A 16,067-nucleotide genomic window follows, 5' to 3' on the forward strand; every position below is an offset into this window, starting at 1 on the left:
TGTATCGGAGTCTATGGCGACACGTTACCGTTGCCCGGGCCTTCAGGCAAGGGGGAAAAGTGCGTGTCGCGGGGCAGCGGCGAATCTACATCACGAATGCGCCACATGCAATAACCGGCGCCGGCAATCATTAGCAGCGCCACAAAAAACACCGTATGGTACTGCCAGATTTCCGCGATAAGCCCGGCGGCCGAACCGGCGATAATCCAGCCCACCCGTCCGGTATTGGTAAACAGCGTGGTGGCGGCGCCGGCCTGGCCCGGCATCAGATCCTGAAAATAGATCATGCCGATGCCGGCCAGAATGCCGATAAACACCGCGTTCAGCGACTGCAGCGCCAGCAGCGCCATAGGGGCGGTAAACACCAGCAACCCCAGGTAAAACAGCAGTCCGGCGCCGACGGCGATGCGCATCAGCAGCCGGTTGCCAAAGCGCCTGGACACATAGCCGGCCACCAGCATGGTCGGGATCTCCAGGCCCGCGGCGGTGCCCATCAGCATTCCGGCCAGTTTTTCAGGCAGCTGCAGCTCGTGGATGAGATAGAGCGGCATATTGATCAGGTACATGCAGTTGCAGGTCCACATCAGCGTGCAGGCGGCGAACAGCAGCATCGCGTCGCGGCGGTTGCGGCGGGGCGCCTCCAGCACCGCGGCGGTTTTCAGCGCCGATTTGCGCATCGACGGCAGCGCCAGCCAGACCAGCGCGCCGCAGGCCACGAAGGTGACGGCGGCCATCATATACATCACTTTGAAACCAAAGCCCAGCGCCAGGGCAAAGGCCAGCGGCGGTCCGATGACCCAGGCCAGGGACACCTGCGCGCGCATTACCGAACTGAACATGACCGCCTCGCGCCCCGTCTGCTCGGCATGTTCGCGCGCCAGGGCGAACATCTGCGGGTTGGCGGTGGAACCGAAGCTGGTCAATAACACGCCGCAGGCCAGCAGGACAAAATAACTGCGGTTAAAGGCAAACAGCACGCAGCCCGCCGCGCCCAGCAGGCAGCATTGCAGGATCAGCCGTTTACGATCGCCTTTTTTATCCGACCGGCCGGCCAGGAACTGGCTGACCGCGATGCCTATCACCGCGCTGCCGGTATAGAACAGGCCCACCATAAAGGGCCGGGCCGCCACTTCCGTGGACAGGAACAGGCTCAGGGTCGGCAACTGCAGTGCGCCGGCGATGCCGGAGAGAAAAGCGATAACCAGAAAGGCCGGGGCGGTCATATCCGGAAGGCGCCGCGGGAGGGCGATAGGCGTGTGCATGATAATGGCATCGGGATCAGGACAAATGGACGCCCGAATAATACGCCTGTTGGCGAAAAACAACAGCCGGCGGCGAAAATAAATCCACTTCAGCATGACGTCGGCCGGCGGCAAGGCGCGCCGCCGGATCGCTGCGCGGGCGGCCCCGGTCAGGCCGCGACGGGCATGGGGGATGGGGTCTTCAGCAGCGCGTCAGCAAAAGCCGTCCCGGCGGGCCGGGACGTGCCTGAATAACGATAAACTGTGCGGCGCTTCAAAGATCCGACAGGAATAGTCGACCGGCGCTTGCAATCACGTCGCCAACGTCGGAGACTTTATTGAAACGTTTCAGCGTGATTAGACAGGCGATGCCCCGGACCATCCCGCTGTTGGTGCGTATCGAAGCTGAATCGATTCAATATTAGCAATATCAGCAAGCGAGGAGAGATATGTTTGATTTGTCATTAAAAGATATTCATCTCGGCGCCCAGGCGCAGAGCAAGACGGAGGCTATCGCCCAGATCGCCGCGGCCATGACGCAGGCAGGTTATGTCGACGCCGGGTATGTGGACGGCATGATGAAGCGCGAGCAGCAGACGTCCACTTTTTTAGGCAACGGCATCGCCATCCCGCACGGTACCACGGATACCCGCGACCTGGTGCTGAACACCGGCGTGCAGGTATTTCAGTTTCCGCAGGGGATTGACTGGGGCGAGGGCCAGACGGCTTATGTGGTGATCGGCATCGCCGCGCGCTCCGACGAGCATCTCGCGCTGCTGCGCCAGCTGACCCATGTCTTAAGCGACGATGCCGTGGCGGCGCGCCTGGCGAGCACCACGTCGGCCGAAGAACTGCGCGCCGCGTTGACGGGTGAAAAGCAGCCGGCGCCGTTCCTGTTCGATATCTCCCTGATGGCCCTGGGCGTCCCCGCCGGCGACATGGTCACCCTCAAGGCGCTCAATGCCGGCCGCCTGCAGCTGGCGGGCGCGGTGGACGTCGCGTTCGTCAGCGATATCATCAGCGGCCGCCCGCTGAACCTGGGGCAGGGCGTCTGGCTGAACGACAGCACGCGCGGCAACCTGGCCAGCGCCGTGGCGATCAGTCGCCCGGCGACGGCGTTTGTCGAGGACGGTGAAAGCGTGGCGCTGCTGATTACCGTCGCCATGGTAGACGATCGGCCGCTTGACGTGCTGAACGTCATCGGCGACCTGCTGCTGGCCGGCGAGGCGAGCCGCCTGCTGACCGCCGACGCTCCCGCCCTGCTGGCCCTGCTCAGCGGCGAAGCCGCGGCGACGGATGGGGTATTAAGCGCGGAATTCGTGGTGCGTAACGAGCATGGCCTGCACGCCCGCCCCGGCACCGCCCTGGTGAACGTGATCAAACAGTTCGACAGCGTCATTACCGTCACCAACCTGGACGGGTCCGGCAAACCGGCCAATGGACGCAGCCTGATGAAAGTGGTGGCCCTGGGCGTGAAGAGCGGCCATCGCCTGCGTTTCACCGCTGAAGGCGCCGACGCCGAACAGGCGCTGCAAGCCATCGGCGCGGCGATTGCCGCGGGACTCGGGGAGGGCGCGGCATGAGCAGACGCGTCGCCACCATTACGCTGAACCCGGCTTACGACCTGGTCGGCTATTGCCCCGAAATTGAACGCGGGGAGGTTAACCTGGTGCAAACGACCGGACTGCACGCGGCGGGAAAAGGGATAAACGTCGCCAAGGTGTTGAAGGATCTTGGCATCGACGTCACCGTCGGCGGCTTTCTCGGCAAGGAAAACCAGGACGGTTTCCAACTGCTGTTCAGCGATCTGGGCATTGCCAACCGTTTCCAGGTCGTGCAGGGGCGTACCCGCATCAACGTCAAGCTGACCGAGAAGCAGGGAGACGTGACCGATTTCAATTTTTCCGGATTTAACGTCACGCCGCAGGACTGGGAACGCTTTGTCAACGATTCGCTGACCTGGCTGGGCCAGTTCGATATGGTGGCGGTCAGCGGCAGCCTGCCGGCGGGCGTGCCGCCGGAAGCCTTTACTGAATGGATGATCAAGCTGCGCAGCCACTGCCCCTGCATTATTTTCGACAGCAGCCGCGAAGCGCTGGTGGCCGGGCTGAAAGCCGCGCCCTGGCTGGTCAAGCCTAACCGGCGCGAGTTGGAAATCTGGGCCGGCCGCAAGCTGCCCACCCTGGCCGACGTGGTGGTGGCCGCCCATGCGCTGCGCGAGCAGGGCATCGCCCATGTGGTGATTTCACTGGGCGCCGAAGGCGCGCTGTGGGTCAACGCCTCGGGCGCCTGGCTGGCCAAGCCGCCGGCCTGTGAAGTGGTCAGCACCGTCGGCGCCGGCGATTCCATGGTGGGCGGCCTGATCTATGGCCTGCTGATGCGCGAGTCCAGTGAACATACGTTACGCCTGGCGACCGCCGTGGCGGCTTTGGCGGTCAGTCAAAGCAATGTCGGCATCACCGATCGGCCGCAGTTGGCCGCCATGATGGCCCGAGTGGATTTAAAACCGTTTAATGACCAGTTGGAGGCACAATGAAAACGCTGCTGAAAATAGACAGCTCGCTGGGGCAGGCACGATGCCACCTGGTGAAAAAAATATTGGTCGATGCCGCGCCGAAAGCGGGTTTGACCCTGGTTGACTCCGCCGCCGACGCCGAACTGGTGGTGGCGGTGGGCGGCCTTACCCCCGATGCCGCCCTGAACGGCAAGCGGGTGTTTACCGGCGAACCGTCCCAGGCGGCCAGCCAGCCGGAAGCTTTCCTCGCCCGCGCCAAGACCGAGGCCAGCCTGTACCAGGCGTCGGCGGAAACCACGCCCGCGGCGGCGCTTGCCGTCACCGGACCCAAACGGCTGGTGGCCATCACCGCCTGCCCGACCGGCGTGGCGCACACCTATATGGCGGCGGAAGCCATCGATGGCGAAGCCAAAAAACGCGGCTGGTGGGTGAAGGTGGAGACCCGCGGCTCGGTGGGGGCGGGTAATGCCATCACCGCCGAGGAAGTGCAGCAGGCGGACCTGGTGATCGTGGCCGCCGATATAGAGGTGGATCTGAGCAAGTTCGCCGGCAAACCGATGTATCGCACCAGTACCGGCCTGGCGCTGAAAAAAACCGCCCAGGAACTGGATAAGGCGGTGGTGGAGGCCAAGGTGTACCAGCCGTCCGCGCAGGGCGGCAATACTGAATCCGGCGAGACCAAAAAAGCCTCTCCCGGTCCGTATCGCCATCTGCTGACCGGTGTTTCCTATATGCTGCCTATGGTGGTGGCCGGCGGCCTGTGCATCGCGTTATCCTTTGTTTTCGGCATCCATGCCTTTGAACAGCCGGGAACCCTGGCTTCGGCGCTGATGACCATCGGCGGTAAATCGGCGTTCGCCCTGATGGTACCGGTGCTGGCGGGCTTTATCGCCTTCTCCATCGCCGACCGTCCGGGCCTGACGCCGGGCCTGGTGGGCGGTATGCTGGCGGTCAGCACCGGCGCCGGATTTATCGGCGGTATTATCGCCGGTTTTCTGGCCGGCTACGTGGCCAGGCTTATCAGCACCAAATTGCCTTTGCCGCAAAGCATGGCGGCGCTGAAACCGATACTGATCATACCGTTAATCGCCAGCCTGGTGACCGGCCTGGTGATGATCTATGTGGTGGGCACGCCGGTGGCCAGGATCCTGACCGGCCTGACCAACTGGCTGCAGTCGATGGGCACCGCCAACGCCGTACTGCTGGGCGCCATCCTCGGCGCCATGATGTGCAGCGATATGGGCGGGCCGATCAACAAAGCCGCCTATGCCTTTGGCGTCGCCTTGCTCAGTACGCAAACCTATGCGCCGATGGCGGCGATTATGGCCGCCGGCATGGTGCCGCCGCTGGGCATCGCGGTCGCCACCCTGCTGGCGCGCAATAAGTTCGATAAACCGGAACGGGAGGCCGGCAAGGCCGCGTTTGTCCTCGGGCTGTGCTTTATCTCCGAAGGCGCGATACCCTTCGCCGCGCGCGATCCGTTCCGGGTGATCCCGCTTGCCATGATCTCCGGCGCCGTCACCGGCGCGCTGTCGATGTTCTTCGGCGCCAAGCTGATGGCGCCGCACGGCGGTATGTTTGTGCTGCTGATCCCGGGCGCCATTACGCCGGTGCTCAGTTACCTGGTCGCCATCGCGGCGGGCACCCTGTTGCTGGGCGTGATGTACTCGGTACTGAAACGTCCGGACGCCGAACTGGCGAAAGCGCTGGCCTAAGCCGGCCCGGCATCCCGGGGCTCAATGCTCCGGGGCGCCGATGCTTCTTTTACGCCCCGCGCGCTATCGTCCCGCGCGGGGCGTTTTTTATAACGCCACGTCAGAACACCTTGCTTTGCAGCGCCCATACCGCCGCCTCCACCCGTGACTTCAACCCCATTTTTTTCAGCAGATGTTTCACATGTACCTTCACGGTGCTTTCACTGATATCGAGCCTGCGGGCGATGGTTTTATTCGGCAGGCCGTGGGCGATAAGCTTCAGGATATCGCGCTCGCGCGGCGTCAACTGCCCGCTATCCCGCGCGCCGCCGGGACGGTCATCGCGCAGGCCGGCCGCCAGCACCGGCATCAGCGCCTCGCTTAATACCATCCTGCCCGCCGCGGCCTGGCGGATGGCCGCCAGCAGATCTTCCGGCTCCATATCTTTCAGCAGGTAACCATCGGCGCCGCGTTTCAGGGCGGTAATCACATCGTCCTGATGGTTCGAGACGCTGAATACGACGATGCGCCCGGAAAGGGGCAGCCGGCGCAGGCAGTCCAGCGTATCCAGCCCGCTCATGCCCGGCATCTTTAAATCGAGCAGGATCAAATCCGGATCCAGCGTTTCGGCCAACAGCACCCCCTGCTCGCCGTTGGCGGCTTCGGCAACCACTTTCAGGCCGGGGTCCATGCCGATAAGCGCCCGCACGCCGCTGCGCAGCATCGGGTGATCGTCAATCAATAAAATCGTGGCGACGTCGGATTCGCTCATGGTCTGTTCCTGTTAATAGGATGATGCCGGTTGCCGCGGCACGGTTACCCGTACTTCGGCGCCGCCGCCGGGGAGATTCGCCACCCGGCAGTCGCCGTGCAGGTTCCTGGCGCGATCCTGCATGATAACCACGCCGTAATGATGCTGGCGCTGATGTTCCTCCGGCAGGCCGCGGCCGTTGTCACGGATGCTGAGCACCAGCGCATCCGCCTCCAGGTCGGCGGTAAGCGTCACCCGGCTGGCGCCGGCGTGTTTGACGATATTGGTTAACGCTTCGCGCGCGATCTGCGTCAGGTGGATGGCCTGATGGGACGAGACGGCTTGCGCCGGCAGCCGATAGATGAACTCAACGGCGAACCCCAGCCGCGCCGAAAATTCCTCCACCGTGGTTTGCAGCGCCGCGCGCAGGCCCGGCTCCGTCTGGCGCAGGCGAAAGGTGGTCAGCAGCTCGCGCAGCTGGCGGTAGGCGGTATTAAGCTCGTCGCGCATTTGCTGCATCAGCAGCTGATTTTCAGGCGCGGCGTGCGTATTTTGCATTTGCAGAACGCCTATTTGCAGCTTCAGGCAGGAGAGCGACTGGGCGATGCTGTCGTGCAGTTCGCCGGCAATGGCCGTGCGCTCGGCCATCAGCATCAGCTGCTGCTGATGCTCGGCCTGGCGTTCCAGCGCCAGGGTGCTGGTCAGCTGTTCGACCAGCGTGGCCACCAGGCGCCGCTGCGTATCATCCAGCCTATGGCGCGGCGGATACTGCGCCAGCATCACGCCGTATTGACCTAATTTATCGTGCAGGCGCCAGCTGAGCTGCTCCGTCCCGGCTTCAGTTAAGTCGGGCGCCGGCGGACGGGCGGCAATCCGCGCCGTATCGACAGGCGCGGGTCCGCCCGTCGTGACGGCCATCCCGCCCTGTATCGCTGTCGCCCCGGCATCCGGCGGTGCCGCCCCGTCGTTTACCGGTTGTGCGGCATCGTTCGCCGCCGCCTCGCCGTCTGCCTGGACGCCGTTCAGTCCGGGATCGCGCTCGTTTTCGTAGAGCCGGATCTGGATCTCCCGCAAGGGGATCAGGGTCTGCAATTCCTCCAGCACCGGTCGCAGGCGGCCGGGCAAAGGCGCGCCGGTATGCAATTGCCGGCTGGCGCGATAGAGAAAATCCAGCACGCGGTTTTTTTGCCGCAAATCGGCGGTGCTGTCCGCGATCCGCTGCTCCAGCTCGGTATACATCTGCGACAGCGACTGCGACATACTGTTCAGGGTAAAGCCCAGCTGATCCATTTCATGATATCCGCCCGGTTCAGCGCCGGCAGGCAGCGGATAGCGCTGGCTAAAATCGCCGCGGCTTACCGCTCTGGCCTGGTTGAGCAGGCGCCGCCAGGGGCGCAGCAGCCGGTGGCGCAGGTAAAGGATGGTGCCGGTCAGCACCAGCAGGGTCAGGGCGATGATGATTTTCTGCACCAGGGCCACCAGCGCCAGCCGGCGCTCGGTATTACGATCGAGATCCGACACCAGCGCATCCAGCCGGCGCACGAACTCCGCAACGCCCCGGGCGGCGTCCGCGGGGCGCTGCGCCCGCAGCAGCAGCGGCTTAAGCGTGCCGTGCCAATGGTCGCGCAAATCCAGGTACTGCGGGGTCAGGCCTTCGCGCTTCAGCGGCTGGCGCAGATCGTCGCTTAACTGGTCCCGTTCCAGTTCGGCGAGCAAGGGGTCGCTGCTTTGATCCAGCGGCACGCGCGACAACAGCCGGTAGCTTTGCATGCGCAGCGAGCCGGCCTTATTGATGGCATGGGCGTTGCCTTGCATGCTTTGCGCCATCCATAACGACAGGCTCATGCCGCCGATGCCCAATATGCCCGACAGCAGCATCAGCAGCGCCACCTGCTGGACGATGGATAACGGCGCGAAAAGAGCTTTGATCATAAGGCAGCGTTCCCAGGTCAAGCGCAGGCGAGCGGCGGATGGGGCCATTGTTCCTGATCCCCGGCGTTAACCCTATACCCCTTTAGGAGTACCCACAAATAGCCGTGAGCGGGGCGGGGGTTACCCCTCTCTTCGTGGCCGGGCCATAACCTGATGAATCATAGGGCCTTGCCGGAAAAAAAGCACTACTTACAAATGATAGGGCCGGCCGGACGCCGCGCCGGCTAACGGGTTATCCCTTGATTTGCATCAAGTTCGCCCGTCCCCGCCTTGCCTAGGGTGGCGGATATCACAACGAATCCCCCTACATGCCCGAGGACTTTATGACTCTACTTTCCCGTTCAGACGCCGCACCACGCCGCCGGGGCGCCGTAATCGAGGATTGGCAGCCGGAACAGCCCGAGTTCTGGCGCACCCGGGGCCAGCCGGTGGCCCGCCGCAATCTCTGGATCTCCATTTATTGCCTGCTGCTGTCGTTTTGCGTCTGGATGCTGTTCAGCGCCGTGGCGGTCAACCTGAATAAAGTGGGATTTAATTTTTCCACCGATCGGCTGTTTCTGCTTACCGCGCTGCCGGCGGTGTCGGGCGCCATTCTGCGGGTGCCCTACTCCTTTATGGTGCCTTTGGTGGGCGGGCGGCGCTGGACGGCCATCAGCACGCTGTTCCTGGTGATCCCCTGCCTGTGGCTGGGCGTGGCGGTACAGGACCCGCTGACGCCCTACGGCGTATTTATCGCCATCGCCCTGCTGTGCGGCTTTGCCGGCGCCAACTTCGCCTCCAGCATGGCCAATATCAGCTTCTTTTTCCCCAAGGCCCGCCAGGGCGGGGCGCTGGGGTTGAACGGCGGCATGGGCAACCTGGGCGTCAGCGTGATGCAACTGGTCGCGCCGCTGGTCATCTCCACGTCGCTGTTCGCCGTCTTTGGCGGCACCGGGCGGGTGCTGGCGGACGGCAGCCGGTTATTTCTGGAAAACGCCGCCTGGATGTGGGTGCCGCTGCTGCTGATTGCCGCCGTGGCGGCCTGGTTCGGCATGAACGATCTGGCTACCGCCAAAGCGTCCCTGAGTAAGCAAATGGTGGTGCTCAAGCGCGGCCATATGTGGGTCCTGAGTTTTCTCTACCTGGCGACCTTTGGTTCGTTTATCGGCTTTTCCGCCGGTTTTGCCATGCTGTCGAAGACTCAATTTCCCGCGGTGCAGATCCTGCATTACGCCTTTTTTGGTCCGCTGATCGGCGCGCTGGCGCGTTCGGCCGGCGGAGCGCTGTCCGATCGGCTGGGCGGCATCCGCGTGACTCTGGTCAACTTTGTGCTGATGGCCCTGTTTGCCGCTCTGCTGTTCCTGACCCTGCCGTCCAATGGACAGGACGGCTCGTTCGCCGCTTTTTTCACCGTATTTATGCTGCTGTTTCTGACGGCGGGGCTCGGCAGCGGCTCCACCTTCCAGATGATCGCGGTGATCCTGCGCAAGCTTACCCTGGACCGGGTCAAGGCGCGGGGCGGCAGCGACGACGAGGCGCAGCGCGAAGCGGCCACGGAATCCGCCGCCTCGCTGGGCTTTATCTCCGCCATCGGCGCGGCGGGGGGATTTTTTATTCCCCAGGCTTTCGGCACCTCGCTGGCCCTGACCGGTTCGCCGGCCGGCGCGATGAAAGTATTCCTGGCGTTTTATGTGGTGTGCGTGCTGGTCACGTGGCTGGTTTACGGCCGCAACCTCCATCGCGGCATGGCGACCAAAAAACCACGTTGAGGACCTGGGCGCCGGCGATTGCGCGGCGTCCGGGCTCGTATTTTGACCGCAGGTCCACGGGACCTGTCTTGCAGGAGAACATCCGATGAGCCATTTTCTCGACCGGTTCCGTTATTTCAAACAGCTGGACCAGACCTTTGCCGACGGGCACGGCCAGGCGATGAACACCAATCGCGACTGGGAGGAAGGCTACCGCAGCCGCTGGCAGCATGACAAGATCGTGCGCTCCACCCATGGGGTAAACTGCACCGGTTCATGCAGCTGGAAAATTTATGTCAAAAGCGGGCTGGTCACCTGGGAAACCCAGCAGACCGATTATCCGCGCACCCGCCCGGACCTGCCGAACCATGAGCCGCGCGGCTGTCCCCGGGGAGCAAGCTATTCCTGGTACCTCTACAGCGCCAACCGGCTGAAGTATCCGCTGATGCGCAAGCTGCTGCTCACCCTTTGGCGCGAAGCCCGCGCGCGGCACGCCGATCCCGTGGACGCCTGGGCCGCCATCATGAGCGACGCGGCGGCCACCCGGGCCTATAAGCAGGCGCGCGGACGCGGCGGCTTTATCCGCTCCAGCTGGGCCGAGGTGAATGAGCTGATCGCCGCCGCCAATGTCTATACCGCCAAGACCTATGGCCCGGATCGCATTATCGGTTTTTCGCCGATCCCGGCCATGTCGATGATTTCCTATGCCGCCGGCGCGCGCTATCTTTCCCTGATAGGCGGCGTCTGCCTGAGTTTCTACGACTGGTATTGCGATCTGCCGCCGGCCTCGCCGATGACCTGGGGCGAGCAAACCGACGTGCCGGAATCCGCCGACTGGTATAACTCATCGTATATCATCGCCTGGGGCTCCAACGTGCCGCAAACACGCACCCCGGACGCCCACTTTTTTACTGAGGCCCGCTATAAAGGCACCAAGACCGTGGCGGTGACGCCCGATTACGCCGAAATCGCCAAGCTGTGCGACCAATGGCTCAGCCCGAAACAGGGCACCGACAGCGCCATGGCGCTGGCGATGGGCCATGTGATTTTGCGCGAGTTTTACCTGCAGCGGCAAAGCAGCTATTTCCTCGATTATGTCAGGCGCTACAGCGACCTGCCGATGCTGGTGCTGCTCGAACCCCGGCCCCAGGGATTTTACGCCGCCGGCCGCCTGCTGCGCGCCGCCGATTTGGTGGACGGCCTGGGGCAGGACAATAACCCGCAGTGGAAGACCGTGGCCATTGATGAAAACACCGGCGGGCTGACGGCGCCGCAGGGGGCGATCGGCTTTCGCTGGGGCGAGCAGGGCAAATGGAACCTGGAGCAGCGCGATGGCGGCAGCGGGCAGGAGGTGAAATTACAGCTCAGCCTGCTGGGCCGCCACGACCAGGTGGTGGAGGTGGGGTTCCCGTACTTTGGCGGCACGCCCAGCGAGCATTTCAGCCCGGTGCCGCTCAACGATATCCTGTTGCATAAACTGCCGGTCAAGCGCCTTACGCTTGCCGGCGGCGGCGAGGCGCTGGTGACCAGCATCTACGATTTAATGCTGGCCAACTACGGCCTCGATCGCGGACTGGGCGACGACAACTGCGCGCGCGATTACGACGATATCAAGGCCTATACCCCGGCCTGGGCGGAGAAGATCACCGGCGTGTCGCGGCACAATATCGCCCGCATCGCGCGCGAATTCGCCGATAACGCCGATAAAACCCACGGCCGTTCGATGATTATCGTCGGCGCCGGGCTGAATCACTGGTATCACATGGACATGAGCTACCGGGGCCTGATCAATATGCTGGTGTTCTGCGGCTGCGTGGGCCAGAGCGGCGGCGGCTGGGCGCACTACGTCGGTCAGGAAAAGCTGCGGCCGCAGACCGGCTGGCTGCCGCTGGCGTTCGGCCTGGACTGGCAGCGTCCGCCGCGCCATATGAACAGCACCTCGTTTTTCTATAATCACTCCAGCCAATGGCGCTATGAAACCCTGGCGCCGCAGGAACTGCTGTCGCCGCTGGCGGACCCCGCGCGCTTTACCGGCAGCCTGATCGACTTTAACGTGCGCGCCGAGCGCATGGGCTGGCTGCCTTCCGCGCCGCAGCTGGACGTCAATCCGCTGCATATCGCCGCCAAAGCGCGGGATGCCGGCCTGTCGCCGGTGGACTATACCGTGGCCGGCCTGAAAAGCGGGGCGCTGCGTTTTGCCGCCGAGCAGCCCGACGCGCCGCAGAATTTCCCGCGCAACCTGTTCGTCTGGCGCTCCAACCTGCTCGGCTCGTCGGGCAAGGGCCATGAATATATGCTCAAATACCTGCTGGGCACCGAAAACGGTATCCAGGGCGAGGATCTGGGGCGCCAGGGCGGCGTTATGCCGGAAGAAGTGGAATGGCGGGAGCAGGGCGGCGAAGGCAAACTGGATCTGGTGGTGACCCTGGATTTCCGCATGTCCAGCACCTGCCTGTATTCCGATATCGTGCTGCCCACCGCCACCTGGTATGAAAAAGACGATCTGAATACGTCCGATATGCATCCCTTTATCCATCCGCTGTCGGCGGCGGTGGACCCGGCCTGGGATTCGAAAAGCGACTGGGAGATCTATAAAGGCATCGCCGCGGCGTTTTCGCGCGTCTGCCAGGGGCACCTGGGCCTGGAGACCGACGTGGTGACCCTGCCTATCCAGCATGATTCCGCCGCCGAACTGGCCCAGCCGCTGGGCGTGGAGGACTGGAAAAAAGGGGAATGCGAGCTGATCCCCGGCAAAACCGCGCCGCATATCATGGTGGTGGAACGGGATTACCCGAATACCTATGAGCGTTTTACCTCCCTTGGACCGTTGCTGGACAAGCTTGGCAACGGCGGTAAAGGCATCGGCTGGAACACCCAGGTGGAAATTGATTTCCTGAAAAAACTCAACCTGACCAAAACCACGGGGGCCGCCGCCGGCCGTCCCAATATCAATACCGCCATCGACGCCGCCGAGGTGATTTTATCGCTGGCGCCGGAGACCAACGGCCAGGTGGCGGTAAAAGCCTGGGCGGCGCTGGGCGTCATGACCGGGCGCGATCACCGTCATCTGGCGCTGAACAAGGAAGACGAGAAAATCCGTTTTCGCGACGTGCAGGCCCAGCCGCGCAAGATTATCAGCAGCCCCACCTGGTCCGGGCTGGAGGATGAGCATGTCTCCTACAGCGCCGGTTATACCAATGTGCATGAGCTTATCCCCTGGCGCACGCTCTCCGGCCGCCAGCAGCTGTACCAGGATCATGAATGGATGCGCGCCTTTGGCGAAAGCCTGCTGGTGTACCGCCCGCCCATTGATACCCGCGCCGCGGCGCCGCTGCTTAACGCCAAGCCCAACGGCAACCCGGAAAAAGCGCTGAACTTCCTCACGCCGCACCAGAAATGGGGCATTCACTCCACCTTCAGCGACAACCTGCTGATGCTGACCCTGTCGCGCGGCGGGCCGATTGTCTGGCTGAGCGAAGACGACGCCCGCGAGCTGGGCATCATCGATAACGACTGGATCGAGGCGTTCAACGCCAACGGGGCGCTGATTGCCCGCGCGGTGGTCAGCCAGCGCGTGCCGGCGGGCATGACCATGATGTACCACGCCCAGGAGCGCATCGTGAATATTCCCGGCTCGGAAATCACCGGCCAGCGCGGCGGTATCCATAACTCCGTTACCCGGGTCTGTCCCAAGCCCACCCATATGATTGGCGGCTATGCCCAGCTGGCCTACGGCTTTAATTATTACGGCACCGTCGGCTCCAACCGCGACGAGTTCGTGGTGGTGCGCAAAATGGACCGTATCGACTGGCTGGACGACGAACATAACGATGACGCGCAGGGCAATGCGCTCGCCGGCACCCACCGCCCGCAGGAGAAAGCACAATGAAAATCCGTTCCCAGGTCGGCATGGTGCTGAACCTCGACAAGTGTATCGGCTGCCACACCTGCTCAGTGACCTGCAAAAACGTCTGGACCAGCCGCGAAGGCATGGAATACGCCTGGTTCAATAACGTCGAAAGCAAACCGGGCATAGGTTACCCCCACGCCTGGGAGGACCAGGATAAATGGCGGGGCGGCTGGATCCGTAAGATCAACGGCAGGCTGCAGCCGCGCATGGGCGGCAGGGTGGGCATATTGGCGAACATTTTCGCCAATCCCCACGCGCCGGAAATCGACGATTATTATGAACCCTTTGATTACGACTACCAGCATTTGCACACCGCGGCGGCGGGCAAACACCAGCCCATCGCCCGTCCCCGTTCGCTGATTACCGGCCGGCGGATGAAAAAAATCACCGGCGGCCCCAATTGGGAGGAGATCCTCGGCGGCGAATTCGAGCATCGCGCCAGGGACAAAAACTTCGAGCATATGCAAACGGCCATGTACGGCCAGTTTGAACACACCTTTATGATGTACCTGCCGCGCCTGTGCGAGCATTGCCTGAACCCGGCCTGCGTGGCCACCTGCCCGAGCGGGGCCATCTACAAGCGCGAAGAGGACGGTATCGTGCTTATCGACCAGGAGCGCTGCCGGGGCTGGCGCATGTGCCTGACCGGCTGTCCCTATAAAAAAATCTACTTCAACTGGAAAAGCGGCAAGTCGGAAAAATGCATTTTCTGCTATCCGCGCATCGAGGCCGGCCAGCCGACCGTCTGCTCGGAGACCTGCGTCGGGCGCATCCGCTACCTGGGCGTGCTGCTGTACGACGCCGATCGGATAGAACAGGCCGCCGCCGCCGAGCAGGAGCGGGATCTCTACCAAAGCCAGCTGGATATCTTCCTCGACCCGCAGGATCCGGCGGTGGTGGCGCAGGCGTTGGCGGACGGTATTCCCCAGGGGGTGATCGAGGCGGCGCAGAAATCACCGGTCTATAAGCTGGCCATAGACTGGAAGCTGGCGCTGCCGCTGCATCCGGAATACCGCACGCTGCCGATGGTCTGGTACGTGCCGCCGCTGTCGCCCATCCAGTCCGCCGACGACGCGGGCGCCTTACCGCACAGCGGCGTGCTGCCGGACGTGGAAAGCCTGCGCATCCCGGTGCAGTACCTGGCCAACCTGCTCACCGCCGGCGATACCGCTCCGGTGCTGCTGGCGCTGCGCCGCCTGCTGGCGATGCGCCACTATAAGCGCGCCGAAACGGTGGAGGGCCGGGTGGACACCAGCGCGCTGGAGCAGGTCGGCCTGTCCGAGGCCCAGGCGCGGGAAATGTACCGCTACCTGGCCATCGCCAACTATGAGGACCGCTTTGTCATCCCCTCTAGCCACCGCGAGCTGGCCCGCGACGCGTTCCCGGAAAGCAAGGGTTGCGGTTTCAGCTTCGGCGACGGCTGCCACGGCAGCAATACCCGTTTTAATCTGTTTAACAGCAAGCGCATCGACGCCATCGACGTCAGCGTAAAAACCGGCGGCACCCCCCATGATTAGCCTGAAGATTATCGGACGTTTATTGGATTATCCGGACGAGCCCCTTTGGGCCGCGCGGGAGGAACTGATCGCGGCGTTGGGCGGCGCCGGGGAATTAACCCTGCGGCAGGCGGCCCGCCTGATCGGGTTTATCGGCGATTTTTGCGCCCAACCGCTGCTCGACGCGCAGGAGGCTTACTGCGGCCTGTTCGATCGCGGCCGCGCCACCTCGCTGCTGCTCTTCGAGCATGTGCACGGCGAATCGCGCGATCGCGGCCAGGCGATGGTGGATTTGCTGGCGCAGTACCGGGCGGCCGGCCTGGCGCTGGACAGCCGCGAACTGCCTGATTTCCTGCCGCTCTATTTGGAATATCTCTCCAGCCGCGACCAGGCGGCGGGCCGCGAGGGTCTGGCGGATATCGCGCCCATCCTGGCGCTGCTCGGCGCCCGGCTGCGGGCGCGGTCTAACCATTATGCCCTGCTGTTCGACATGCTGCTGGCGATCTCCGGCAGCGAGTTGCGCGGCGCCAGCCTGGATAACAACGTCGCCCTTGAGGCGCGGGACGATACCCCGGCGGCGCTGGACGCGGTCTGGGAGGAGGAACAGGTCAAATTCCTCGCCCCGCCGGACTGCGCCTCCGGCGAACAGGTCCGCCATCAGCGCCGGTTTGCCGGCGCGGTGATCCCGCAGTACCTGAGCAGTGATTTCAGCGCCGCTCCCGGCCCGGCCCGCGGCCGCGCGCACAGCGGCGCCGCGGTTGACGCGCCCCGGCGCGCCACCGATAAGAAAGGAGACTAGCC

General features: G+C 63.5%; 10 protein-coding genes. 7 read left to right on the forward strand and 3 right to left on the reverse strand.

Going from position 1 to position 16,067, the window contains the following annotated elements; translation table 11 throughout:
• Positions 1-11 precede the first annotated feature (11 nt).
• Entirely contained in the window at positions 12-1,262 is a 1,251-nt protein-coding gene (locus ACL2XN_RS26170; protein WP_413723472.1) for a sugar efflux transporter, read from the reverse strand.
• Positions 1,263-1,690: 428 nt separating this feature from the next.
• Between ACL2XN_RS26170 and fruB the strand changes: the two genes are divergently transcribed.
• Genes fruB through fruA form a run of 3 tightly spaced genes read left to right on the forward strand, consistent with a single transcriptional unit; the run spans position 1,691 to position 5,471 of the window.
• A complete protein-coding gene (fruB, locus tag ACL2XN_RS26175; RefSeq protein ID WP_413729770.1) occupies positions 1,691-2,824 on the forward strand; it encodes a fused PTS fructose transporter subunit IIA/HPr protein in 1,134 nt (377 codons plus the stop codon).
• A complete protein-coding gene (gene fruK / locus ACL2XN_RS26180; RefSeq protein WP_162368505.1) occupies positions 2,821-3,777 on the forward strand; it encodes a 1-phosphofructokinase in 957 nt (318 codons plus the stop codon). The genes fruB and fruK overlap by 4 nt, the downstream gene beginning before the upstream one ends.
• On the forward strand, positions 3,774-5,471 hold the full coding sequence (gene fruA, locus ACL2XN_RS26185) for a PTS fructose transporter subunit IIBC (protein WP_413727982.1): 1,698 nt from the start codon (positions 3,774-3,776) through the stop codon (positions 5,469-5,471). The genes fruK and fruA overlap by 4 nt, the downstream gene beginning before the upstream one ends.
• 100 nt (positions 5,472-5,571) lie before the next feature.
• On the opposite strand, the gene narL is transcribed toward fruA, so the two are convergent.
• Together narL and ACL2XN_RS26195 are read right to left on the reverse strand one after the other, a co-directional pair.
• Complete coding sequence (narL, locus tag ACL2XN_RS26190) at positions 5,572-6,222, reverse strand: two-component system response regulator NarL (protein WP_413723280.1); 651 nt, start codon at positions 6,220-6,222, stop codon at positions 5,572-5,574.
• A 12-nt stretch (positions 6,223-6,234) separates the two neighbouring features.
• Complete coding sequence (locus ACL2XN_RS26195; protein ID WP_413731030.1) at positions 6,235-8,130, reverse strand: ATP-binding protein; 1,896 nt, start codon at positions 8,128-8,130, stop codon at positions 6,235-6,237.
• Between the two features lie 326 nt (positions 8,131-8,456).
• On the opposite strand from ACL2XN_RS26195, the gene ACL2XN_RS26200 reads away from it, so the two are divergent.
• The 4 genes from ACL2XN_RS26200 (at position 8,457) to narJ (ending at position 16,065) form a co-directional block, all read left to right on the forward strand.
• Positions 8,457-9,881: a NarK family nitrate/nitrite MFS transporter gene (locus ACL2XN_RS26200; protein ID WP_413729772.1), complete on the forward strand. Its 1,425-nt coding sequence runs from the start codon at positions 8,457-8,459 to the stop codon at positions 9,879-9,881.
• An 85-nt stretch (positions 9,882-9,966) separates the two neighbouring features.
• Positions 9,967-13,749, forward strand: a complete 3,783-nt coding sequence (locus tag ACL2XN_RS26205; RefSeq protein WP_413729773.1) for a nitrate reductase subunit alpha — start codon at positions 9,967-9,969, stop codon at positions 13,747-13,749.
• Positions 13,746-15,287: a nitrate reductase subunit beta gene (gene narH, locus ACL2XN_RS26210; protein ID WP_413729774.1), complete on the forward strand. Its 1,542-nt coding sequence runs from the start codon at positions 13,746-13,748 to the stop codon at positions 15,285-15,287. The genes ACL2XN_RS26205 and narH overlap by 4 nt, the downstream gene beginning before the upstream one ends.
• A complete protein-coding gene (gene narJ / locus ACL2XN_RS26215; protein WP_413727985.1) occupies positions 15,280-16,065 on the forward strand; it encodes a nitrate reductase molybdenum cofactor assembly chaperone in 786 nt (261 codons plus the stop codon). The genes narH and narJ overlap by 8 nt, the downstream gene beginning before the upstream one ends.
• The last annotated feature ends 2 nt before the right edge of the window (positions 16,066-16,067 follow it).

Origin of the sequence: Sodalis sp. RH22 (genome assembly GCF_047324165.1) — a bacterium.
Lineage (GTDB): Bacteria > Pseudomonadota > Gammaproteobacteria > Enterobacterales > Enterobacteriaceae > Acerihabitans.

What these genes read in the sequence shown, in the direction of transcription:
- fruK (WP_162368505.1), top strand. Translation starts at nt 2,821, where the DNA reads ATGAGCAGACGCGTCGCCACCATTACGCTGAACCCGGCTTACGACCTG.
- fruA (WP_413727982.1), top strand. Translation starts at nt 3,774, where the DNA reads ATGAAAACGCTGCTGAAAATAGACAGCTCGCTGGGGCAGGCACGATGC.
- narL (WP_413723280.1), bottom strand. Translation starts at nt 6,222, where the DNA reads ATGAGCGAATCCGACGTCGCCACGATTTTATTGATTGACGATCACCCG.
- narJ (WP_413727985.1), top strand. Translation starts at nt 15,280, where the DNA reads ATGATTAGCCTGAAGATTATCGGACGTTTATTGGATTATCCGGACGAG.
- ACL2XN_RS26205 (WP_413729773.1), top strand. Translation starts at nt 9,967, where the DNA reads ATGAGCCATTTTCTCGACCGGTTCCGTTATTTCAAACAGCTGGACCAG.
- narH (WP_413729774.1), top strand. Translation starts at nt 13,746, where the DNA reads ATGAAAATCCGTTCCCAGGTCGGCATGGTGCTGAACCTCGACAAGTGT.
- ACL2XN_RS26200 (WP_413729772.1), top strand. Translation starts at nt 8,457, where the DNA reads ATGACTCTACTTTCCCGTTCAGACGCCGCACCACGCCGCCGGGGCGCC.
- ACL2XN_RS26170 (WP_413723472.1), bottom strand. Translation starts at nt 1,262, where the DNA reads ATGCACACGCCTATCGCCCTCCCGCGGCGCCTTCCGGATATGACCGCC.
- fruB (WP_413729770.1), top strand. Translation starts at nt 1,691, where the DNA reads ATGTTTGATTTGTCATTAAAAGATATTCATCTCGGCGCCCAGGCGCAG.